Annotated in this window: 20 protein-coding genes; 12 read left to right on the top strand and 8 right to left on the bottom strand. The window is 47.0% G+C overall.

What is annotated here, in order from left to right; all coding sequences use genetic code 11:
- Positions 1–240 precede the first annotated feature (240 nt).
- Positions 241–1,731 carry a DHA2 family efflux MFS transporter permease subunit gene (locus tag WCK19_RS03555; protein WP_342395983.1) on the bottom strand — a complete coding sequence of 497 codons (1,491 nt, stop codon included), beginning with the start codon at positions 1,729–1,731 and terminating at the stop codon, positions 241–243.
- 386 nt (positions 1,732–2,117) lie between these two features.
- Here WCK19_RS03555 and WCK19_RS03550 point away from each other — a divergent pair, with 386 nt between their 5' ends.
- Complete coding sequence (locus WCK19_RS03550) at positions 2,118–2,552, top strand: response regulator (RefSeq protein WP_342395982.1); 435 nt, start codon at positions 2,118–2,120, stop codon at positions 2,550–2,552.
- Positions 2,553–2,631: 79 nt separating this feature from the next.
- The gene (locus WCK19_RS03545) at positions 2,632–4,242 is read left to right on the top strand and encodes an amidohydrolase (protein ID WP_342395981.1); all 1,611 of its coding nucleotides are present in this window, start codon (positions 2,632–2,634) and stop codon (positions 4,240–4,242) included.
- A 27-nt stretch (positions 4,243–4,269) separates the two neighbouring features.
- Here WCK19_RS03545 and WCK19_RS03540 read toward each other — a convergent pair whose 3' ends face one another.
- Together WCK19_RS03540 and WCK19_RS03535 are read right to left on the bottom strand one after the other, a co-directional pair.
- Positions 4,270–6,894, bottom strand: coding sequence for a hypothetical protein (locus tag WCK19_RS03540; protein WP_342395980.1), 2,625 nt, complete (start codon positions 6,892–6,894; stop codon positions 4,270–4,272).
- A 93-nt stretch (positions 6,895–6,987) separates the two neighbouring features.
- Positions 6,988–7,446 (bottom strand): YbjN domain-containing protein, encoded by a 459-nt coding sequence (locus WCK19_RS03535; protein ID WP_342395979.1) that lies wholly within the window; start codon positions 7,444–7,446, stop codon positions 6,988–6,990.
- 377 nt (positions 7,447–7,823) lie between these two features.
- Between WCK19_RS03535 and WCK19_RS03530 the strand changes: the two genes are divergently transcribed.
- From WCK19_RS03530 to WCK19_RS03515, 4 genes are all read left to right on the top strand, one after another.
- Positions 7,824–8,387, top strand: a complete 564-nt coding sequence (locus WCK19_RS03530) for a DUF4446 family protein (RefSeq protein WP_342395978.1) — start codon at positions 7,824–7,826, stop codon at positions 8,385–8,387.
- Positions 8,388–8,531: 144 nt separating this feature from the next.
- Positions 8,532–9,431, top strand: a complete 900-nt coding sequence (locus tag WCK19_RS03525; RefSeq protein WP_342395977.1) for a hypothetical protein — start codon at positions 8,532–8,534, stop codon at positions 9,429–9,431.
- A gap of 131 nt (positions 9,432–9,562) precedes the next feature.
- On the top strand, positions 9,563–10,870 hold the full coding sequence (locus WCK19_RS03520) for a peptidoglycan DD-metalloendopeptidase family protein (protein ID WP_342395976.1): 1,308 nt from the start codon (positions 9,563–9,565) through the stop codon (positions 10,868–10,870).
- A 99-nt stretch (positions 10,871–10,969) separates the two neighbouring features.
- Positions 10,970–11,416: a polymer-forming cytoskeletal protein gene (locus WCK19_RS03515; protein WP_342395975.1), complete on the top strand. Its 447-nt coding sequence runs from the start codon at positions 10,970–10,972 to the stop codon at positions 11,414–11,416.
- Positions 11,417–11,565: 149 nt separating this feature from the next.
- Here the strand turns inward: WCK19_RS03515 and WCK19_RS03510 are convergent, their stop codons facing one another.
- The 4 genes from WCK19_RS03510 to gyrA all read right to left on the bottom strand — a co-directional run bounded on the left by WCK19_RS03510 (position 11,566) and on the right by gyrA (position 16,855).
- Positions 11,566–12,012 (bottom strand): hypothetical protein, encoded by a 447-nt coding sequence (locus tag WCK19_RS03510; protein WP_342395974.1) that lies wholly within the window; start codon positions 12,010–12,012, stop codon positions 11,566–11,568.
- 162 nt (positions 12,013–12,174) lie between these two features.
- Positions 12,175–13,068 carry a bifunctional DNA-formamidopyrimidine glycosylase/DNA-(apurinic or apyrimidinic site) lyase gene (mutM, locus tag WCK19_RS03505; RefSeq protein ID WP_342395973.1) on the bottom strand — a complete coding sequence of 298 codons (894 nt, stop codon included), beginning with the start codon at positions 13,066–13,068 and terminating at the stop codon, positions 12,175–12,177.
- Between the two features lie 3 nt (positions 13,069–13,071).
- Positions 13,072–14,085: a GDP-mannose 4,6-dehydratase gene (locus WCK19_RS03500; protein WP_342395972.1), complete on the bottom strand. Its 1,014-nt coding sequence runs from the start codon at positions 14,083–14,085 to the stop codon at positions 13,072–13,074.
- Positions 14,086–14,296: 211 nt separating this feature from the next.
- Entirely contained in the window at positions 14,297–16,855 is a 2,559-nt protein-coding gene (gene gyrA, locus WCK19_RS03495; protein ID WP_342395971.1) for a DNA gyrase subunit A, read from the bottom strand.
- 345 nt (positions 16,856–17,200) lie between these two features.
- Here gyrA and WCK19_RS03490 point away from each other — a divergent pair, with 345 nt between their 5' ends.
- The 3 genes from WCK19_RS03490 (at position 17,201) to WCK19_RS03480 (ending at position 19,175) form a co-directional block, all read left to right on the top strand.
- Positions 17,201–17,608, top strand: coding sequence for a TM2 domain-containing protein (locus tag WCK19_RS03490; protein ID WP_342395970.1), 408 nt, complete (start codon positions 17,201–17,203; stop codon positions 17,606–17,608).
- Between the two features lie 124 nt (positions 17,609–17,732).
- Entirely contained in the window at positions 17,733–18,179 is a 447-nt protein-coding gene (locus WCK19_RS03485; protein WP_342395969.1) for a DUF2752 domain-containing protein, read from the top strand.
- Between the two features lie 69 nt (positions 18,180–18,248).
- Positions 18,249–19,175, top strand: coding sequence for a cytidylate kinase-like family protein (locus tag WCK19_RS03480; protein ID WP_342395968.1), 927 nt, complete (start codon positions 18,249–18,251; stop codon positions 19,173–19,175).
- Here the strand turns inward: WCK19_RS03480 and WCK19_RS03475 are convergent.
- A complete protein-coding gene (locus WCK19_RS03475; protein ID WP_342395967.1) occupies positions 19,126–19,314 on the bottom strand; it encodes a hypothetical protein in 189 nt (62 codons plus the stop codon). The genes WCK19_RS03480 and WCK19_RS03475 overlap by 50 nt on opposite strands.
- 53 nt (positions 19,315–19,367) lie before the next feature.
- On the opposite strand from WCK19_RS03475, the gene WCK19_RS03470 reads away from it, so the two are divergent.
- The 3 genes from WCK19_RS03470 (at position 19,368) to WCK19_RS03460 (ending at position 22,386) form a co-directional block, all read left to right on the top strand.
- Complete coding sequence (locus WCK19_RS03470) at positions 19,368–20,579, top strand: PLP-dependent aminotransferase family protein (RefSeq protein WP_342395966.1); 1,212 nt, start codon at positions 19,368–19,370, stop codon at positions 20,577–20,579.
- Between the two features lie 148 nt (positions 20,580–20,727).
- A complete protein-coding gene (locus WCK19_RS03465; protein ID WP_342395965.1) occupies positions 20,728–21,279 on the top strand; it encodes an NYN domain-containing protein in 552 nt (183 codons plus the stop codon).
- Positions 21,280–22,386 (top strand): peptidoglycan bridge formation glycyltransferase FemA/FemB family protein, encoded by a 1,107-nt coding sequence (locus WCK19_RS03460; protein ID WP_342395964.1) that lies wholly within the window; start codon positions 21,280–21,282, stop codon positions 22,384–22,386.
- The last annotated feature ends 108 nt before the right edge of the window (positions 22,387–22,494 follow it).

Here is a 22,494-nt window from a genome sequence, read left to right as displayed (position 1 = left end):
CCTTGCTTTGCCATGTATAATACATCAATTATTAATAAATATAAACATTGTAGAAAGAAAAATTGGCTCGTCTCAAAAATTGCTTGCTGAGTATTATCACTATAAATAAACTGCCAATAGGTTATTCGTTATGAATACATTTGAGCCTAATATTTTAATGAATTGTAACATTGATTTTAATAAAAAAGCCGGATTTATATTGTCCGGCTTTCACAAAATATTCTAATTACTATAGCTTGACTAAGCAGCGCGTTCGGTTGCGTTCGGGATAAAAATAGGTGTTTCTGCCGGTAATTGCGTAGCGGTTGCTTTTTTAAAGGGCCAACCCGGCAAAAAGAGCGAAAGCGTTACAGCAACTAGACCTACCCAGAAAGTAGCCTGATACGCATTTTCCAATCCCTGCAAGAAATTCTGACGATACGCTTCCAGAGCTATTGGGTCGGGTCTTGTACCGGGTGCGAAATTCGGACGAGCGCCGGTAGTCAGAGTCAGTATTGTAGCCAATATCGCTACCCCTAGCGACTGAAAGATTAGACGGCTGCTATTGACCAAAGAACTGGCGCGGGGCAACGCACGAGGCGCAATGTCTCGCAAGGCAACTTGTTGAGTGATTTGTACTACCATTCCTAGAGCTGCGCCACGCAACGCCAGCAGGAAACCGATATACAATAGGCTTGTGTCCATCGCAAGGTTGCTCAATTGCCACGTATTGATTAGCAATAGTCCGAAGCCGATGACTGCCAGCGGACGCGCTCCGATTTTGTCGCTGAAACGTCCGGCGAAAGGTACTATGACCCCAGCGGTCAACGCCAGTGGCAACAGCAGTAAGCCCGTTTCCAGCGCTGTCAAGCCACGTATGTTTTGTAGGTAAAGAGGCAAAAGGAATTCTGCGCCGAAAAGCGCAATAACCGAAACCCAACCAACCACGTTACCAACAATGAAAATTGGTTTGCGGAACAAGCGCAAATCTACTAGACCATCGTTTCGCCGCAACTCTATGACAACGAAGGCTACCAATGATAAACTGCCGATGATTAGCGAAGAAAGTACCGTAGTCGAACCCCAGCCATCTTTTTCGGCGGTTGAGAAACCATATAGCAATAAACCGAAGGCAAAGCCAGATGTGACGATACCACCCCAATCGAAGCGTTGCTTGCCCTCGCCCTTGCGCTCTTTAAGTAAGCGGCTGCCCATGTAAACCCCAAGCACACCGATAGGGATATTGATTAGGAAGATAAAACGCCAATCAAGATATTCTACAAACAACCCACTGATGATTGGACCTAGCGCAGGAGCCATTACCAGTGATATGCCAAATACGCCGAAAGCCGCGCCCCGCTCTTCTGCCGGGAAAGCGCCGAACAGCATTGCCGTGCCAAGCGGAATGACCGAACCGCCGCCGATGCCCTGTAACACCCGCGCTGCAATCAAAATTGGCAGGCTTGGCGCTATGGCGCAGAGAAGCGAGCCAAGCGTAAAGGCTGCAAGGCTGGCAAGGTAAATTTTCTTAATGCCGAAGCGATCCGCAAGAAAGCCGGAAAGAGGTGTGATGATGCCTAACGCCAGCGTATAGGCGCTGATGATCCACTGTACATCTGAAATGCTACCGGTATTAAAGGCTGTCTGTAATTTTGGAAGCGCTACATTTACTACCGTAGCATCCATAATTACCATAAAACTACCAAATATTACAGAAATAGCAACTTGCCACTTATAAGCTATATTTTTCATAGAATTATATCTCTTTTAACCTTTATAACTATTTTCCAAAATGGCGATGGGCTTATCACGCCATAACTCATACAATATCTCTACAGCACTTCTAAAATCCTTATACCAATATTGTACAAAAGCTATATATCTTATACAACCCTCTTAACTATATAATCACAGACTTTACCGATTAAAAACACCATTGAAAATATTTACGATAAATTATGATAAGAAGACGTTCTTATAAACCAAAAATAGGCTAGAAAACCGCAATAATAATTAATGTGAAGTTATAAAATGTAAATTTAACAATCTTTTAATGTTATTTATAACGGTTATGTATTAAAATATTTACATCTAGGATACGACTCATAGCTCGTAAAGAAATCGGAGAAATATTGGGTATGGCTTCAATACTTATAGTGGATAAGGATTTCAGCCGCTATCATGCAGTTAAGCTTACTCTTGCGGAGACTGTTCCTGAAGCAGCTATTCTATACGCCCCTAGCGGCAGCTTTGCGCTTAAATTGTTGCATGAATTAACGCTGGATATGATAGCGCTGGATTTAGCTCTACCGGACATTAGCGGGTTGGAACTTTGCGGGAAGATTAAAAATAGCGCGAAGTTTCAGCAAATCAAAATAGTAGCATATGCTAACGACAGGGCTTATGCGATGGTAGGCGCTGTTTTCAAAGCTGGCGCAGATTATTATCTGCCCAGAGATGGTAGCGATAACCAAAAGCTTGCTGCACTGATAGCAAATGTTTGGCGATTACAACCCGATTACGCTTGTTCTACCCGCCGTCCTTCTACAGACCACATTCTGCTCGTTTCATAAATAAAATCTTATTTGTGGTATTCTTTTGGCTTACTCTTCCTGTTCTGGGGTGAGGGTTTTTTCATGCTATAATGCACCAATGAGCCAAAAAATAGACCTGATAATTCACAATGCCAATATTTACACTTTTGATTCTGTGCAACCTCACGCCGAAGCGTTAGCTATTGCAGATGGACGCATAATTGCTGCCGGAAGCGTCTCGGATATTCGCTCCCTAGATGGCGCAAATGCTGCCCGTGAAACGCTGAATTTAAAGGGCGCTACCCTTATACCCGGTTTGAACGACTCCCATACTCACTTTGCTTGGTGGTCACTTATTATGCAGGAATTAAAACTGGCAGGGATTAACAGCCTAAACAAAGCGCTGGAACTGGTCGCCGAACGTGCGGAAGTTACTCCGGTGGGCGCGTGGTTGCAGGGGCAAGGCTGGGATAAAAACCTATGGGGCGATGAGTTTCCCAATCGTATGCTGCTTGACCGGGTTGCGCCACTCCATCCCATTGCTTTAATGAGTAAGGATGCCCATCTGCTGTGGGTAAATACCATCGCTCTGCAACTTGCCGGGATTACTCGCGATACTCCCGAAGTGGAAGGCGGTGAGATTACTCGCGATGCTCAGGGTGAGCCAACCGGCATTCTAAAAGAAAATGCTATGCGTCTAGTACACCGCGTCATTCCAGAACCTACTATAGAACAGGCAGAGGCAGCAATTGAGATGGCTTTGCCGGAAGCGCACCGCACTGGGCTAACCGCTGTCCATTCAATAGAAGATGCCACCGGATTTGCCGCTTTTCAGAATTTGCGGGCGCAGGGCAAATTGAGTTTGCGTACCGCCGTTTTGCTAGGCAATTGGGCGATTCCACACCTTCAAGCGTTGGGTTTGCGGCAGGGCTTTGGCGATGAAATGCTCTGGCTGGCGCAGATTAAGTTTTTCCTCGATGGTACGCTTGGTTCGCAAACTGCTGCCATGTTTGAGCCATTCGACAATAGCCCCGACCACCGCCATGATAATTGCGGGATGTTTCGGATGGATTCGGAAGCTTTCGAGAGACAGGCGCGGCAGGCAATCAGGAGCGGTTTTGGAATTGCCGTCCATGTTATTGGAGATCGCGCCGCGCACCTAGGTTTGGATGTGATTGAAAAAATGCAGCGTGAGGAAAATTCGGGTAGGTTGCGAAACAGGCTGGAGCATGTACAAATAGTTACCCCTCAAGACCTGTTGCGTTTTGCTGCCAGTCGCATAATCGCTTCATGCCAACCTACCCACGCCACCACAGATCGCGATGCTGCTGAGCGTTACTGGGGTTATGAACGCGCCGCCCGCAGTTACCAGTACCGCACTCTCTTGCATAGCGGCGTGCCGATTGCGCTTGGCTCGGATGTGCCGGTGGAATCAATTGACCCTCGCAAGGGAATCTTTGCGGCTGTTTCGCGCCGTCGCGAGGGGGAAAACCGCCCTGCCTTTTTCGCCCAAGAATGTCTTACTGTTGGCGAAGCAATCAAGGGCTTTACCTACGGCGCAGCCTATGCGGCGGGCGATGAACAGCGGCGTGGGCGTATTGCTCCGGGCATGCTGGCGGATTTGACTGCACTGGCTCAGGATATATTTGTTACGCCGGAAGACGAAATACCGCAAACTCCCGTAGTTGCTACTTTGGTTGGCGGTAGTCCGGTTTATCTCTCCCTATAGTCTCCTCTAGGTTATTGCAAAAATCGGTTAGAAGGCTTGCCCGGCGTGAACGTCTTTGGAAACCTTAGTCGTAAGGTCACCTAGCATCGCGGCAATATCCTTGATCGAATCTTTAGTTTCCTGGAATGATGATTTTATAGCTTTATCTTTAGCAGTAGCCTTGATACCTACCATGCAATGTTCGCGCAACGCCCCCTTATGCCAATCCGCTAATGAAACCGGAATTTCATTGCCCTTGTCGTCCGGCAACATAACGTGAGTCGGGAAACGGTTGAAGATTTCGTCGTTCGAGTATTTTGGCGCCCCTGTCTTGATAATTTCCGTGATATTATCATGAGAGCGCCTAGCAGTTTCAGCCGAATACCGCACTCCGGTCGCGCTGTCCTTACTAAGCATCGCATCATCCCCGTAAATCTTACCGATTTCATCCCCGACTCCGGTTTTAACCTTTACCCCGTTATTACAGTAGTAATCATGTAACACGTTCGTACCGGCTTGCAAAAGCGTGTTGTTCAGGAAGGTATGATAATTGTTGTAGGTTACAGAAGCAGCCATTCTCTTATACATATCCCCTGCTTTTTGCTTGGGCATGGGCTTCTCACTGTGGTATGCCTTCAGGAATGCATCGAATTTCTTCCTGTCTGGTATGTAATCCTCGCGAAGCAAGAAGGTTACTTTCTTCATCTCTTCATCAGAAGCCGGTGCCTGTTCTTTACCGGGAGTGATACCCGTCCAATTTATTCTTGCTACCGAGTCTTTCACCAGCGCCCTTAAAGCTCCTATTACGAAATCTTCGTTAAAACCGCTTTCCTTAACGGCATTTTTAACCGTCATTTGGCGGGTGTTGAATCGCTTGGCAGCGCGTTCCTGCCACCAGATGATAAATTCAAAATATTGTGAGCCGGGCTGCATTGATCCGGGAATTTGGAGACCCAGTGCATCGAAACGGTTTTTCCAGTCGCCTTCCAAATTTTCTACCGACTGTGCGTCTTTAGCTTTGGGGTTATTCAGCAAGGACATATCATAACGATTGCCGCCTTCGGTTCCGATGCCTTCTTGGTTATAAGCGATTGCCTGAATCTGCCGCCACTTCTCGTCAGCCGTACGGTCGCTTTTAAAAGGCTTACTATCCAGCCACTTCACGAACTCTTTCATTATCTCGGTCTTGTTAATCAAGTGTCCGGCAGCATAGGAATCTTGCAGGAAGTGATCTCCAAAGCCGTTGTTCATCAAAGCTTCGTTTTGAAACTCTGCGCCTTTCTTTTTCTTATCTGCTATATCTTCGCTTATCATGTCAAGCTGACCCTTCGTGTCTTTCTGACCGGTCATACCGGCACGTAGGGTTTGGGCATCTTGGCGAGATTGCCAAGAATCCCTAGCCAATTGTCTGGCTTTGTTGTGGTATTCAGCCCAACTATGCCAACTTTCCGGCGCAAAATGGCAGGCATTACGGGCGAGGCTGGCGGTATAGGCGTTTTCTTCTTTGTCTGTTTCTTTGCCGGTAAAGCCTATCGGACCTAACTTCAGTTTGCCCATCAAGCGCAATTGTCCGACCATCGTGCCGCCACGTGGGCCCGTATCACCGATGGCATCGTCAAATCCTGTCCACTTTCTACCAAAAGAATGTTCTCCGGTAACTTTCTCGTATAACTCCATATAGCGGAAAAGAGCTTGCTGCCGAATACCCTGCATAATCTCGTAGCGGTTTTTCGGGTCGGCGTTCTTCATTTCTTCTATGTTACCGTAGATGTCGGCGAGGGTATTCATTTCACCATAAGTAACAACCAGAGGCGCAGAGCCATCCTTGCTAGGAATGGTTACGAATTCCAATTGCCACTGGTCTTTTTTAACTTGGGTTTCTACTTCTTTCTGAGCGGCTGCCATTAACTGGTCGGCTTCTTTCTCGTTTTTGGCGCCCTTCTTTATCTCTGCCTCGTCTAAGCTTTCTGTACCCTCTTTAATCCGGCGCTGGTTGTCCATATTAATCAGACGCTGACGGAATTCTTCAGGAGTTTCATCCAGCACTTTTTTCCCGCCAATGCCAAGGAAGCCCCCTTCATTTTTGGTTTTGATCGGGTTATCCCTGAAATAGCGGATTCTTTCAATTTCTTGCATCAGGGTATGCAATACATCGTCTTTTTTGATGGTTTTTCCGGTGTAAGGCGGTTTGGTTATCTGCAAAGCGCCCCCAAGTTCGTTTACGGCTGTTCCCTTTTTATTAAGGTTATTTGCCATAGCGATTATTTCAAGGTCTTCAGGGCGGACATCACCTAGCATTTTATGTTCAAAAGAGGAGTGACGCTGGATTACAGTTTGGTTTTCCTGACGTTGTACGGATGCATGGTTGCAAGCTGAAGTACAAACATGGTGCGTACTTCGATTAATATTAGCGCCGGGGATACGGTTCTGTGGCGCTTGTTGTGCTAAAAGTCGCAAAACCGCCTTGTTCCCAATAGCTCTTTGCAAAGGCAGGATATTGTGGTTATCTACGTGGGGGAAACTATTCCGACTCCCAAAATTCAAATATACCTCTTTGGTATCGAGCATGCTTTCTTCTGGCGCTTCGAGAGAGGTTATGCCTACCTCGCTACCTTTTTTGTTCGCTACCGTATTGGGTATTTTTCCGGCTAATTTCCGACTTTTTGGAGCCATTTCTAGTTCTCCTTCAAATCAATTTTTTTTGAAACTGATTTTAATTGTGCTGCGAGGTAGATTAAGGGTTAGTCGCGTTGAAAGATGCGGCGGCTACTCCTTGGATTGGCGGAATACTTCAGCAGGGCTGGCATCAGTGTATAGAGCCTGCATTACGCTTTGCAGGTATTCATCCATCAACATTACATTGAAAAAAACCAGTTTTCGCAATAGTTCGGTACTGGGATTGGTATTATCGAACAAAAGACAAGTTCGGAAATGGAATGTGCCGTCTTCATAATCCAAAGCAAAATTGCCGAAAACCAGATTACAGTTTATCCGATTGATTAATTCGGTAACAGCTCCAAATTTATTTTCTGGCACAACCACCGGGCTGACCGAATAGAAAAATACTTGCTTCTGCTCTTCTCGTACTTTGGCATAGCAAACCCATTGACCGCTAGTTCCTTGATACCATAAGCGAAGGGTTGGTTCATCTTCCTTGGGAATGAATGACCACTCTTCCGTATTAAAAAAGTTCACCAGTGCTTGATAGATCGGAGTCTGGAACAATATTTAGACTCTCCATTCCCTATGCTAATTAGGGTTTATTCTTGAGAATATACGGTCGGGATAATTAATTAGTGTTTTAATCGGTATTAAAATGTTACATCAGTTTGTATATTTAAGCAAGCAGGAAATAATATAATAAAGGCTATTATTAAGAATGGAATCACTTTCAAATAAGAATTTCATAGGGTTTTGGTAACGGCATTCGCGTTGCGCTTTCGTAGGGATGATAAACCCCTGCCGATTTTTGGCTACCGATTTGACAAGCGTTAGCCGTATCGTTAGAATTGTGTTAGATGTGCCGTTTGTGCTTACATTTTTGTTGAGGCGACCTTCTATAATGCAGGTTCGCAAGTTTGTTTGTCTTTTTGCAGGAATAAATGACAGGTTTTGAAAGTTTCTTTAGTAGTGCCGGTCCCTATCTCTGGATTTTAACACTTCTGTTGTTGGCAGGGTTAGGCTTTATGCTGTGGCGTGTGAATAAACACGCTAATCAGATGTACCGCTTGCTGGATAATTTTGTACGCGATACGCGGGGCGGTGAAAGCGGTCTTGAGGAATTGATAAATCGCATCAAACGCATTGAGCGTGATGCTTCTATGCTTGATGTGATTCAAACTGCTATGCGCGAACTGGAACTTCGCCAGAACCGCAGTTACCAATCGGTTGGTCTTGTGCGGTTTAACCCCTTTACCGATATGGGCGGTGATCAGAGTTTTGCGCTTGCAATTATTGATAGCTTTGGCAACGGCTTTGTGATGAGCAGTTTACATGGGCGCACCGCTACTCGCATTTACGCTAAAACCGTTAAGCGTGGTCAGGCGGTAGGTACTATCAGCTCCGAAGAGCAAGCATCAATAGACCAGGCTATGCGTAACCAGCAACTTACCCCTGATTTCCCGCCTACCTCAAAAGCGATGCTTTCCGCTCCTGAAGATAACTGATTTCTTCTGGTACTTATTTCTCCTACTTATAACGGTACTTTCCGGTGATTGGTATTGTGCTAGATGCCTACTCATTTCATAATAAAAGGGAGTTATTTTTTCCTATTATTATTTCTGTAATTATCATCACCGGAGTTTAGAAACATGTCCCCTCAAGACCTTGAGCAATTTAACGATGCAATTTCGCTCGCGCAAGTTGGTCGTAAAACGGAAGCCTTCAGTTTGTTAACCACTCTTTTGGAGCGAAACCCAAACGATGCCAATATTATGTTGTGGATGGCTTTCACTTCCACCAACTTTACACTTTCACAGAGCATGCTTGACAGGGTTGCACAGGTAGAACCCTCTAATCCTAACCTAGCAGGTGCGCGTAGTTGGTTGGACTCGCTTGTATCTGCCTCGGTTGCCACAAATACCGCAGAGGAGGTGGCGCAAGCCGCGCCCGTTGCTCCCTCGCCAGAAGCGCAACCGAAGACTGCTGCTGCTGCTACCCCGGCAATTTCGGCTTCGACTGAGCAACCTGCTAAAAAGCAGAAACTAAATCTTCTTTTCAGCACCGCTTTTATCTTTATAGTGGTGGTGGTGATAGGAATAGCGCTTGTTATCCTTTTCACCTTCTTTATAGGAGATCGCCTTGCCGCACAGGGTTTGCCGGTTTATAGCAACGCTACCCGCCTTGATTTAAAATCCAACGACCGTGATGTTTTAGATGGCAGCATCAAGGTTTTGACCAGCATGACCAATGGAGCTATTAACAATGTTCAGGTTGAGGTGTACCGAGTCAAACGTTCCGAACTTAACGCCGCTCTGAAGTATTACGACACCGAACTGAAAAAGAATGGCTGGTCTTCTACTACAGCTAACCGCGCAATTAACACTAACGGATATGCTTACTCCAAAGACAATAACAAAATGTTTACCGTTTCCTCCGGCACTGCCGTTCCAACTAGTCCCGAAAATTACAACATCAAGCCGGATGACGCGGTTCTGACCGTTATGTATATGGAAGTGGATATGGGCAAAATAATGTCGTTGGGTAAATAGTGTCTTACCAGACAATTTAAACTACCACGAGATAAGCCGTATTTTGCATATTGACAGTACCGGCTTTATCCCCTATATTCTATTTATGTGAAGTAGGCGGGGCTATTCACTTGCTATTGTGGGAGTAAATTGTGTCGGAGACTTCAAAAAATAAAGTACCAGAAAATCAAACCGCATCACTCAGCCGTAATAAGCCTTCCAATGGGCGTGCCATCGAACTGGTACGCGCTAATCCGCCTGCACCGCGCCCGGAAGTGATGATTGGGGAAGAAGAAGTACGGCGAGGTTCGCGACGTGTCCCGTTGACCCCTACTTCCACACCACCTCATACCCATCGCCGCGATTGGTTTTCCATTTCGATTGCCACTTCCCCCGATAAACCGCCTTTGCGCCTACGTCTTGGCAGAATAACAGGCACCCTATTTCTGTTAATTCTTCTGACCATACTGTTAGGTGCGGCTTTTGGCATTTTCTCTATAGTATCCGGCACAATTACAACCAGCGGTGACAGCCTTGCGTGGCAAAATAGCGCATCGGTGCGTGAGCAGCAACGCCAGCGCGTAATTGATTTGCAGGAACGCCGCATGAATGATTTGCAGGAAGAAAATCAAAAACGGCTGATTGAAATTGGTCAGCTTGAAGGACAGCTTCAGGATTTGGGCGATAGCATTAATAGCCTCAAAACGGTGGCGCGTCAATTGCAAGACTTGTTGGGTTTGTCGAGCAGTAGCCAGATACCTTTAGTGCCTTCTACAGTTCGCCCGCAAGGCAGCGATAGTTTCCAATATATTCCTCCCATTCGGGTTAATGGCGGCTATCTTGACCCTGCACAGGGACAGCAATACCTTGACCAGTTTAACGGCTTGTTGGGCAAACTCGATTCGTTCAGTCAGCTTCTGCAAAATCGCAAGCAAAGCCTGACCGATTACACCCTCACTTTGAATAATTACAGGCAAGACCTGTCACAGCAACGCGCCAACCTTAATTCGGCTTCCGCCAGTTTGGCGCAGTTAAGTAAGTTGGGCGATACCGATGCTGCCCCTGATGTATTGCCTTGGTATGGGCAACTTACCAGCCTCTACGGTTGGCGCATGAGTCCTTTCCGCTCCGGTGTCAGAGAATTTCACTATGGGCTAGATATTAACGCCAGCGAAGGCACTCCGGTTCAGGTGACTAAATCAGGCATTGTAACCTACATAGGCTACGACCCCGGATATGGCAATATGGTCGAAGTAACCCATGCGGGTGGCTGGCTTACCAGATACGCGCATAATTCCAAAATACTGGTGCAGTTGGGGCAAACCGTGCGGCGGGGCGATATTCTTGCCTTGTCGGGCAATACTGGTGCCAGCACCGGTCCTCACATCCATTACGAAGTTCATCACAATGGTATGCCGGTTGATCCGGCTACCCTTGTGCCAACCTTGATTCGCCGCTAGATTAAAAAATTTGCAGTTATAGAACCATTTCTGTTATTATGCTGTCAAGCGATTTTTTCGCGAACCTTTTTTCGTTAGTGAAGGAGTCAATTTAACACAATGGCTAGGATGTTTGGTGGTAATCAATCGCGCAATGGGAATGAGCTTACCGTTCCGCAAGGTAGCAATATCAAGCCGGATGAGCATATCGAAACCTCGATTGGTTCCACTGCCAGTCTCAAAGGTGAGCTAAAAGCCGAAGGTTCAATACGTATTGACGGGTTTTTCGAGGGGCATATCGAAACTGCCGCAAATGTTATTATCGGTCCCACTGGTAAAATAATGGGTGATATTAAAGCCCGCAATGTGCTAGTAGCTGGTCGCATAAAAGGTAATATCGAGGCGTTGGAGCGCGTGGAAGTGCTTAACGTGGGCGGTGTGCTGGGTGATATTGATTGCCCAAAGGTTTTTTTGGAAGAAGGCGCGATATTCAAGGGGCAAGTGCGTATGCCTCAAATACCCGATGAGGAAGAAGCGCGGTTCTTGCTGGAAAGCCCTAACGAGTAACTACAATTCAAAAATTATGATTATATGGCGGCTAACAGCCGTCTTTTTGTTTATTTGATTCGGGCAAAAAAAATGCGACATCCCTGAAAGGATGCCGCAATAAGCGATGAAAACAGAAGGGTTGGCAGGGTAAATTCATCCAAAAGTTATTAAAGGTTGGGAGTCTCCCAAATGGTTTTGTACAACCCACTTTGCCCTTTAATAAGGGTTGCCCATTGATTGCGCTCTATTTCTTTTAGTTTATTGAAAGCTTCCTGACAAATCTGTTTCGAATCAAAAGGCTGTAAACCTGAAAGTTGTAGCCTTTTTTCGAGCCTACTCATAATTTCATTTTCTTGTAAAGAACGGATAGATTTTGTCCAAGGAATACCAGCAATACTACGCACTCGACCTAGATTAGGGCGCAATTTCTCAAGTATGCCCATACGCTCTTCCATCGAGTTTACTTGGTTCATAACCCGAACCAGAGGTTTGTAACTCAATCCCGCCCGTGTATCTACTACTAAAGCTTTAGACAGATTTGGGAAGAAGATAGTCATTACTTCTGCTTCATCTATAGTAGAAAGAACTTGGGATATAAATTCATCCCGCTCCACTGTTTTACTTCCTTCCGTCCCTGCTATGTTGAAATTTATGGCTGGGCTTAAAATTCTTGTATAAGAAATGTCAAAGTCCAATTTAAACTTTGTACTATTCTATGATAGCATAAAAAAAAGTAACTTAAATTTCGGAAAAGAGAATTATTTGGATATGCTGTGTTAAGGCGTGGGATGGGTGTTTCGGTGAGGGCGTTGTTTGTTTGGAAGTTGCATTACCACGCCCGTGGGGGTTGGCTGACAATTAAGACACAGGTAAGTGCCGCGCTGCCCCACAAAAATATAGCTGATTGGCTGCTCACAGTTGGGGCAAGCTTCCCCTTCCCGCGCATGCACGAATAATAAATCCTGATTGCGTCCGCGCTGCCCTTCCCCGTCAAGGTAATCGCTGAGGGTTGTACCCCGATTTTCCACCGCTTTTGCCAACACTTCGCGAATAGCGTGGTAAAGCCGCTGGCGGTCTTCGGCGGTTAGGCTTTCGGCGCGGCGTTGCGGGTGAAGGCGGCTGACCCATAATGCCTCGTTTACGTAGATATTGCCAAGCCCTACCAGCACGCTTTGGTTTAACAGCAGCGGTTTCAGCATGCCTTTGCGTTTAACCAGCAAGCTCTCGAATAGTTCTTCGGTAAAACTATCCGTTAGTGGCTCAGGACCTAGATGGGCAAGGTATTGGCTTAATTCTTCATCGCTGGTAAATAAATAAATCCTACCGAATTTACGCAAATCGGCAAAGCGCAATTCTGTACTATCCTCGAAGGCGATGATAAAGCGAGTGTAGCGATCGGTAGGGTCATTACTTGCTCGGTAGAATAGATTTCCGGTCATCTTGCGGTGAAAGACCAGATGCTTTGAATTGGTAAGAGCTACCAGCACATACTTGGCGCGGCGGCTCACCTCAATAATCTTCTCGCCTGCTATAAGTTGGCTCAGCTCTGCCACCGGATGAGTTTGCACCATCCGCTCCCAATCTGCGAAAGTTACCCCGCGAATGATTTTGCCGGGCAGTACCCGCTGTAAATCGCGTACAGTTGTTTCTACTTCGGGTAGTTCGGGCATAGCTTAATCCTTGACCTCGTTTCGCCAGTAATTTAGCAAATCCTCGATACTTTGTTCCAAAGGAATTTGCGGCTGCCAGCCTGTCGCTTCCCTAAAACGGCTAGAGTCTCCGCGTACTTCCGGGACATCGCTAGGACGCATACGGGCAGGGTCATTTTCCACTTTTATCGGGCAATTGGCATGCTCCAACAGCATCTGTAACACATGGCTTATTTTCCAATCTTTCCCGCTACAGATATTGTATGGCTTACCCGGTTCGCACTTGCTACTATGCAACGCCATCCAATAGCCCCTGACCATGTCGCGCACATCAGTATAATCCCGACTACTGTCCAAATTTCCTACCCGCAAGGGGGCTACCGCCTGACCATGACGATGGGCGCGTTCCAATAGCGCGATTTGGTGGGCAAAAGTGGCGGTTGCCAGTTCCGGGTTCTGGCGAGGACCAAGCTGATTAAAGGCGCGGGTATTAAATATACGCAAGCCGAAACTGCGCCAGTATTGGTAGCCTAGCATCTCCTGTGTAATTTTACTAACCGCATAAGGGCTTCCCGGTCTGAATGGCTGATTTTCCTGCACGGGCAATTCTTCGGGTAAAATAAAGCCGTATTGGTCGCCCGAACCTGTATTCAGGATTGCTGGATTGTAGCCGCTCTGTTGTTTGAGTCGCTTGGCTATCTCGAACAAGTTAAGGGTGGAGGTCAGGTTATTTTGCAGGGTTTCGGCGGGGTTGGCAAAACTAGGCGCAATATGGCTTCGTGCTGCCAAATGAAAAATATAATCCGGGCGTAGTTCCGTAACGAGTTTCGACAACGCTTCCATCTCGGACATATCCAGCGCATACAGCTTGAGTCGTTCGTTGCCGTCAAGATGCGCCAAATTCGGTTGCGCCTGCGTGTTTGGGTCTGAAATTACGATTCCATGAATGGTGTAATTGCCCGGTTGCCCTAGTATCAGGTCTGCCAGATGGCTACCGACAAATCCGGCGATGCCTGTAATAATTATATTTTGTGACATTTGCCTTTGATTAAATGCCTTGCCTTGTTAAACGAGTATTTATTTTAGCTTACCCGTTCGATAAGCATAAACTGACTTTGAAGTTATTGTTATAATATTAGCTTAGCTCATGGCTGTCAATTTAATTATTTGCTGACACAGCTTTTAAAATTAAAATATGAAAAAAGACCCTTCCGATATTAGCAAGGGTCTTTTTATTATTTATCAGATTTTAATTCTCATGACCGTTGTCGCTATCATTCTCCGGTTCATCGGGATTAACCTCACCGTCCAATAACTGGAGTCCGTTGCCATTGCCGCTTTTCAATTCATTCATGTTCTCATCCTGACGGAAGCGGGTTCTTTCTTCGGTAACTACCGCGACCGAAGCGATAGAATCTCCTGCTTTGCCTAAGCTCATTACGGTAACACCTTGTGCAGCGCGACCCTGCCGAGATATTTCGCGTACCGGAATGCGTACTAGCATGCCGCTGGTAGTCATTAGCATCACATCATCGCTTTCGCTTACAACGCGGGTTGCTACGATTAGTCCGGTTTTGGGAGTCAGGCGCATAGCGATAACACCCTGACCGTAGCGCCCATGCACCGGAAATTCATCCATCGGAGTGCGTTTGCCAAAGCCAAGTGCGGTGATAATTAGCAAATCGGCTTCCAAATCAACCAAATCCATCCCCACCACGTAATCGCCTTCGTTTACCAACTTGATTGCGTTTACGCCCATTGCATCGCGTCCGATAGGACGTACTTCTTCTTCCTTAAACCGGATAGCTTTACCTTCGGCGGTAGTCAATATAACCTCGCCCAACCCATTGCTAATCCAAACGAAACCAAGCTCGTCTTTTTCCTCTAGGCGAATCGCGATAAGACCGTTGCTCCGCACGCTTGAGAACTCTCTCAAGTTGGTGCGCTTAATTTTGCCCTGTCGCGTAGCCATAACAAGGTACTTGGCTTTCTCAAAATTGTTGATGGCGATAACCGAAGTTACCTGCTCATTCTGGTCTATCGCGATGAGGTTGATGAGCGGCAAGCCTTTAGCGGTGCGCCCGGCATCCGGCACTTCATGGACTTTAAGCTGGAAAACGCGCCCTTTATTGGTAAAGAAAAGTAGGCTATCCATCGTATTGCAGATGATGGTATGTTGCACCACATCCTGCTCACGGGTAGTCATGCCGTTAACGCCCTTGCCTCCTCGCCGTTGGGTTTTGTAGGTATCGTGTGGCAAGCGTTTGACATAGCCTTTGTTGGTAATCGAAACTAGAACCACCTCGTCCGGTATTAAGTCTTCCACCGAGAGGTCGCCAACGGCATCCTCGATAATAAGGGTGCGGCGCACGTCTCCATATTTTTCCTTGAGAAATTGCAGGTCTTTTTTAATTATCTCCAGAATTTTCTGGGGATGGTCGAGGAGGTCTTGCAAACTGGCAATGGTCTTTTGCAGTTCATTGAATTCGTCCTCAATTCTCTGTCGTTCCAACGCTGCCAACCTACCGAGTTGCATATCCAAAATTGCTTGTGCTTGCTCCGGGCTTAACTGAAAAGTTTCAATCAGTCCGGTTTTGGCGGCATCGCGGTTTTTGGATTCGCGGATGGTCTGGATTACCTTATCAATATTGGCAATCGCTTTCAGCAAACCTTCGAGGATATGGGCGCGTTGTTGCGCTTTGTTCAGGTCATAGCGGGTGCGCCGGGTAATTACTTCCTGCCGCCACTCGATGTAGGATTGCAGGATACGTCTTAACGGCAGCACTCTTGGAACCATCCCGTTTTCAACCAACGCCAGCATATTGATGCTAAAACTGGTTTGAAGCTGAGTATATTTGAAAAGCTGATTCATTATTTTCTGAGGCTGTGCATCGCGCTTTAGGTCAACTACTAGGCGAATACCGTTGCGATCGCTCTCATCGTTCATGTCCGAGATGCCGTCAATTTTGCCGTCTTTGACTAATTCCGCGATACGCTCTTGGAGGGTGCGTTTGTTGCACATATAGGGCAGTTCGGTCACAATTATGCTGAAACGCCCTTTATTTTCTTCTACGTGGGCTTTGGCGCGAATAATCATTCTGCCGCGTCCGGTGGCGTAGGCTTCCCGGATTCCAGCTTTTCCGAGTATGATGCCGCCCGTGGGGAAATCGGGTCCCACTAATCGTTCTGAGAGTTCTTCGGTGTTAGCTTCCGGGTTATCAACTAGGTAAATTATTGCATCGGCAAGCTCGTTTAGGTTGTGCGGTGGGATATTGGTTGCCATACCAACGGCGATACCCTGCACTCCGTTTAGCAGCAAGTTGGGCAGTTTGGCGGGCAGCACTTTCGGTTCAAGTTCTAGACCGTCATAGTTTGGCTGAAACTCGACCGTATCTTTATCAATATCCTGCAATAGCTCATCGGCAATACCTGCCATGCGGGCTTCGGTATAGCGCATTGCGGCGGGCGGGTCACCATCCACCGAACCAAAGTTACCCTGACCATCAATGAGCATGTAGCGCATGCTGAAGTCCTGCCCGAAGCGCACCAGCGTTTCGTACACCGCGTCTTGTCCGTGTGGATGGTATTTACCTAACACATCACCGACAATACGGGCGCATTTCTTGTAAGGTGTAGTGGAACGAATCCCGTTTTCGTTCATTGAGTGCAAGATGCGCCGATGCACCGGCTTAAGCCCATCGCGCACATCCGGCAGGGCGCGTTGTACGATTACGCTCATGGCATAATCAAGATAGGCGGTACGCATCTCATCTTCGATGTTTATCGGGCGAACGTTTCCAATTTCCATTCGGGGGTTATCTCCATATTGCCTTGAGAACTACTATTGTCAACCTATCTATTATAGGCCTTTTGAGGCTAGAAGTCAATTTTTTAGAACATGTGACGATGTTAAAATACCCTATTGCAAAGCCATAAATACAAATAATATTAGGCGATTTAGTTCTAATCATATTGAAGTTAGCTTTAAAATCGGGGAATTGATTTGAATAAGCTATCTTCAGGGATATTGCCATTGAGTTGAACCTAACCTATAATTGTTTTAGAAATTACTTATTCGCGTTTTTGTGAATAACTTACTTTTATTGTTCTAAGTGTTGGTATTTATATTTAGCGATTGAGAGGAAGACCCTAAATGAGCAATCCACAGAATCCTAACCCTTGGGAAAATCCTAACCAACCACCTCCGGGCAATCAACCACCTCCGGGTTATGGAGCTCCCCCTCCGGGTTACGGCGCTCCCCCTCCGGGTTACGGTGCTCCTCCTCCGGGCTACGGTGCGCCTCCGCCACCTCCGGGTTATTATCCCGGTGCGCCTCTGTACAACGGGCCTGTTTCCGACAAGGAATGGATGACCGCTTTAATCCTGAGTATATTCTTAGGTGGTCTTGGCGTTGACCGCTTCTATCTGGGTTACACTGGCTTAGGTATTGCGAAGTTGGTAACTCTTGGTGGTTGTGGTATCTGGTCAATAATAGATATTATTCTGATTGCTACTAAGAAGCTGCCCGATGTCAACGGTTTGCCGCTACGGGTAAACTAACTAACTCTATCATTGATAGTTTTAGTCGAACTTTCACTCAAAACAGTAGAAATGAGTCTAAAATAAAAGACAAGGGGTTTATACCCCTTGTTTAAATCCCCTGAACCGATAAATCTAAAATAATATGCAGTTTGGCTTTTTTCAAAAACTTGAGCGATTGATAGAAAAAGAGAAAGTAAAGCTGGCAGTGGCAACGGGTGTTGTCTCAGTTGGTTTACCTGTACTGTATTTTGCTGACCCTTCTAAATCGCATTTTTACCCCCGTTGCCCCTTCAACATGCTGACCGGATTATATTGCCCTGCTTGTGGTTCAACCCGCGCCGCCCATCAGTTACTACATTGCAATTTCAAATCAGCCCTAAAAATGAATGCCCTGCTGGTATTAAGTTCTCCTGTCCTGACTCTGCTGACTTACCGTTATCTCCACCAGTCCCTCGAAAAAGGCAGTCTCGAACGCGACTTAAAACTTGACCCGCTTTGGCAGAAAGCATTAATCGCTACCGCCTTCGGGTTTGCCTTCTTGAGAAACCTGCCCTTCGCTCCTTTCACGCGACTTTCTCCGGGGTCTTGATACCTTGCCCTAACAGTTGTACACTAGAATCAAAGGTGGAACGACCAATTGTAGAAGGGAGGCATCACTATGACAGTGACCCGAATGGTTATCACCATTTCCCATGAAGAAGGTAGCGGTGGAAGGGCGATTGCCCAAGAGTTAGCAAAAACCTTAAAGCTTTCGTATGTGGACAGCCACGCTATTAAAACTGCTGCCACACATCTCCAAATCCCCGAAGAAGATTTAGCCGAGTTCGATGAAAAAATCTTGCCTCGTATGAAAGAGTTGCGGCAACTTATCGTTAAACCTGATATATCGCTCAGTAAAGCTCTAGCGCCAGATCGAGATGTATTCGGACTGGTTAAAGAAGAAAAGCCTATTCTCGAAAACCTTGCAAGGGTTGAAGAAGATAAGCGAATGAAAATTCTGAGCGGCTATCATGTACTGGTAGAGCGGCTGATAAAAGAAGCCGCTACTGCGGGGCATGTGGTTATTATGGGGAGGGGGGCAAACTTTATACTCAAAGGCTGGCAAGGTGTGACCAACATTCACCTTCATGCGCCTTTGCAGGATAGAATCGAGCGCATCGCCTTCTTGCACCACATTGATAAAGATATTGCCGCTCAGGAGATTGCTCGTGAAGATGGAATGCGCTCTCAGTACATACGCCAGTATTTTGAGGCTGATTGGCTCGACCCAGATAATTATCACCTCGTGATTAACACTGTTGGGTTGTCTCTTTCTTCGGTGGCGGCAATCATTGAGCATTATGTTAAAGAGTCACAACAAGCTCAGGCAAATGATCCGCTAGTAGTTCATCGCACCTACGACCGCCTCAAGGCTCAGGAAAGCTACAGCCTGAAAGAAGCAGCCGCGGTGCTGTTAACCGACTCCGACCTGATACAGCAAGCGGTGTATCGCGGCGAACTCAAGGCTACGGTTATGAACCATAACGTGACTCGTATCAGCCGTGAGGCGTTGGCAGAATGGGCGATGCGTTATCGCGCAAGCTGACGGCTTCTTTGTAGCTGTATCCCCAATCCTGACCCGGTGTGACACCTATAACCGGGTCGGGCTTTACTTTTATTACGCCAGCTACAAATTTTGAAGGATAGGCGAAAAGACGGTTGTACTCTGGCTGCCTCGTTTGCATAATAAAGCAAAATAAATTTTATACCCATATTAAAAAATGAGGAGGTCTCTTGCGTGACCGATACGACAATTAAACAAGCCCCTTTCGCCTCATCCTTGCTGGCGCATCGCGCCTCGCAGCTAAAAGTTGGTGCGCCTCCGGTAGCTGCCCGTGATATTATCGCCTTTACCTTTGGTTTGCCTGCTGAGGAAAGCTTTCCTGCTAAGGAGATTGCTGAAGCTACCAACTGGGTAATGCAAAATCAGGCGGCTTCTGCGCTCCAATACAACAGTCCTGAGCCTCTCAGCGAATTTCTGATTGACTATATTCGCAAAGAACAAGGGATAGAATTATCTACCCATAATTTACTGGTAACTGCCGGGTCTGGACAAGCGCTCAGTCTGGTGTGTCGCTTGATGATAGACAAAGGCGATTATATAGTGGTGGAAGCCCCCACCTTTCTTGGCGCAGTCAGTACCTTCCGCAAAGCTGAAGCGGAAATCGCCGAAGTGTCACTGGACGAGAACGGCATGGATATTGACGCGCTGGATAAAACCCTTACCGACTTACACGCACAGGGCAAAACCGTTAAATTTATCTACACCATCCCAACCTTCCAGAATCCAACCGGCGTTACCATGAGCCTCGAACGGCGTAAGCATTTGCTTGAAGTAGCGGAACGGCATCAGGTATTGGTATTGGAAGATGATGCCTATCACGGCTTGTTGTTCGAGGGCGAAACGCCCCCTTGGTTGTGGGCGTTGGATGATAAGGGTATCGTGCTGCATTGCGGAACTTTCTCCAAGACTCTTGCGGCGGGCATGCGCTTGGGTTGGCTTGGCGGTTCTGCCAATCTGGTAAATCTCGCTGCTGGTTTGAAGGATGAAGGCGGTACAAACCCCTTTGCCGGATATATCGCCGCCAAATTTGCCGAGAACGGGCGATTGCAACGCCACACCAACGAGCTTTCCGACCTCTATCGCCGCAAACGCGACCGTATGTTGGCAGGGCTAGAACGTTATATGCCCGATGGCGCACACTGGAACAAACCTCATGGCGGTTTCTTTATCTGGGTAGAATTGCCAGAAGGGATAGATACTGTTAAAATGTTGAGCAATGCTGTAAAAGCAGGGGTAAATTATTTACCGGGAACGGCTTGCTTTGCCAGCGGCAAGGGTATTAACACTCTCCGCTTGGCTTTTAGCTTTGTGAAACTCGACCAGATTGAGCAAGGAATGCGTATTCTGGGCGAGGTTATCAGGGAACAGATGGAATCGGACGCTTAGCCGTCACTTTTCAAATTAGGAAATATCTAGGACACGTCCCATTCGGGCAATCATTACCCGGCGGGGCGTTTATAAAAACAAATTTCGGCGCAAATTTCATTAAGATAACATTACATTAAAATCGGTTACATTAAAGGGAGTAAGTAGTATGTCTGCAAATGTGGGCGTTTTCGTGGACGTATCCAATCTATTTTATAGCGCCAAAAGCGCCGGCGTGGAAGTAAATTATTGCCGCTTGCTGGAATTTGCCAGCAGAGGGCGCACCCTTATTCGCTCAATCGCCTACACCGGAATTGACCCTGAAAACAACAGCCAACGCAAGTTCATAGATTTTCTCGCTTCCAACGGCTATAAAGTAGTCTGCAAAGACATCCATAAGTACGATACCGGGCGTATCAAAGCTAATCTCGATATTGAGATAGCGGTGGATATGATGCTCATGGCTCAAAATCTCGATATTGTGGTGCTAGTCAGCGGGGATGGCGATTTTGCGCGTCTGGTCAAAGCTATACAGGATAAAGGGATTCGCTTCGAGGTTATCAGTTTCGGTATCAGCACTTCAAATGAAATAATCACTTTGGTAGATCGCTTTACCGAAATTTCTAGCATCCCGGATATTTTCAGAAACGGCGGTTGCGGCGGTAGTGTAATGGCTGCCCATCCCGGCGCGGTGCTTGGCTCTAACGATTACCGAAACTAGATGCTTAAAGAAGCCCAATTACAAAACCTTTATCTGGTAGATTCGACACAGCGCCACCTTTGGGATGAATTTGTGGCGACTCATCCTGCCGGGCATTTGCTGCAATGCTATGCTTGGGGCGAGTTCAAGAAATTGCACCAATGGCAACCTCTACGGGTGGCTATCACCGAACAGGGTAGCGAGCGTATTCTGGCAGGGGCGCAAATTTTGTTTCGCCAAATGGCTGGACTCTCGGTTGCCTACATTCCTAGAGGTCCTGTGGTGGATTGGTCGGACAAGCGCCTTGTGAATGTGCTGCTGGAATTGTTGCGAAAAGCCGCTCGCCGCCGTCGTGCTATTTACCTCAAAATCGAACCTAATCTTTTTGATAATGTTACGCTGGATAAATACCTTACTACCGAATTAAGCTTTCGCCCTTCTTCTGAATCGGTGCAACCTGCTGCTACTATTCGCCTTGACCTCTTGCAAACACCCGCCCAATTGCTAGAGCGCATGAAGCCCAAGACTCGCTACAATATTCGTTTGGCAGAGCGCAGGGGCGTAACTTGTCGCCTCGCCGACCTCTCCAACCCTGCCGACTTTGAGGCTTTCTATCGGTTGATGGAAGCTACCGGGCAGCGCGATAGCTTCGGCATTCACTCCGCCAATTATTACCGTGATGCGTGGCGCATTTTCCAAGAAGCCTCACCGGAGGGCGGGAAGGGCGCTTTGTGGCTGGCGGAGTTTGGGGGCGAAATCGTTGCTGGAGTTATGGTATTCGTTTTCGGAGCAGAATCGGCATATTTCTACGGAGCAAGCAGTAACGAGCATCGCCGTGAAATGCCAACCTACTTATTGCAATGGAGAGCCATCCAATGGGCGCAGCAACAAGGCGCACTCTGGTACGATTTCTGGGGTATCCCCGAAAATATCGGTGAAGACAGCGATGAGCGCGAAGAACTTGAGCAAAAGAATGTGCGCGATGGGTTGTGGGGCGTGTATCGCTTCAAGCTCGGCTTCGGAGGCGAGGTAGTGCGCTATCCCGGCGCATATGACTTGGTTTACAATCGCCCTATGTATCTAATCTGGCAACGCATGCGCCGTTATCGCGGCGGCATCGGCGGGTAATCGCTTAGGGATATTTCAGCGCATGCGCCGCTTACTACCTCTCAAAACTAGAACCTATGTTATAATATAAGCGGGTTTCAAGCTCACCTCAAAAGAAATACACTCAAA

This window comes from Candidatus Chlorohelix sp., assembly GCF_037138995.1.
Taxonomy (GTDB): Bacteria; Chloroflexota; Chloroflexia; order Chloroheliales; family Chloroheliaceae; genus Chlorohelix.
Note: the sequence above shows the minus strand (reverse complement) of the source record. Positions and strands in the feature narration are given on the sequence as shown.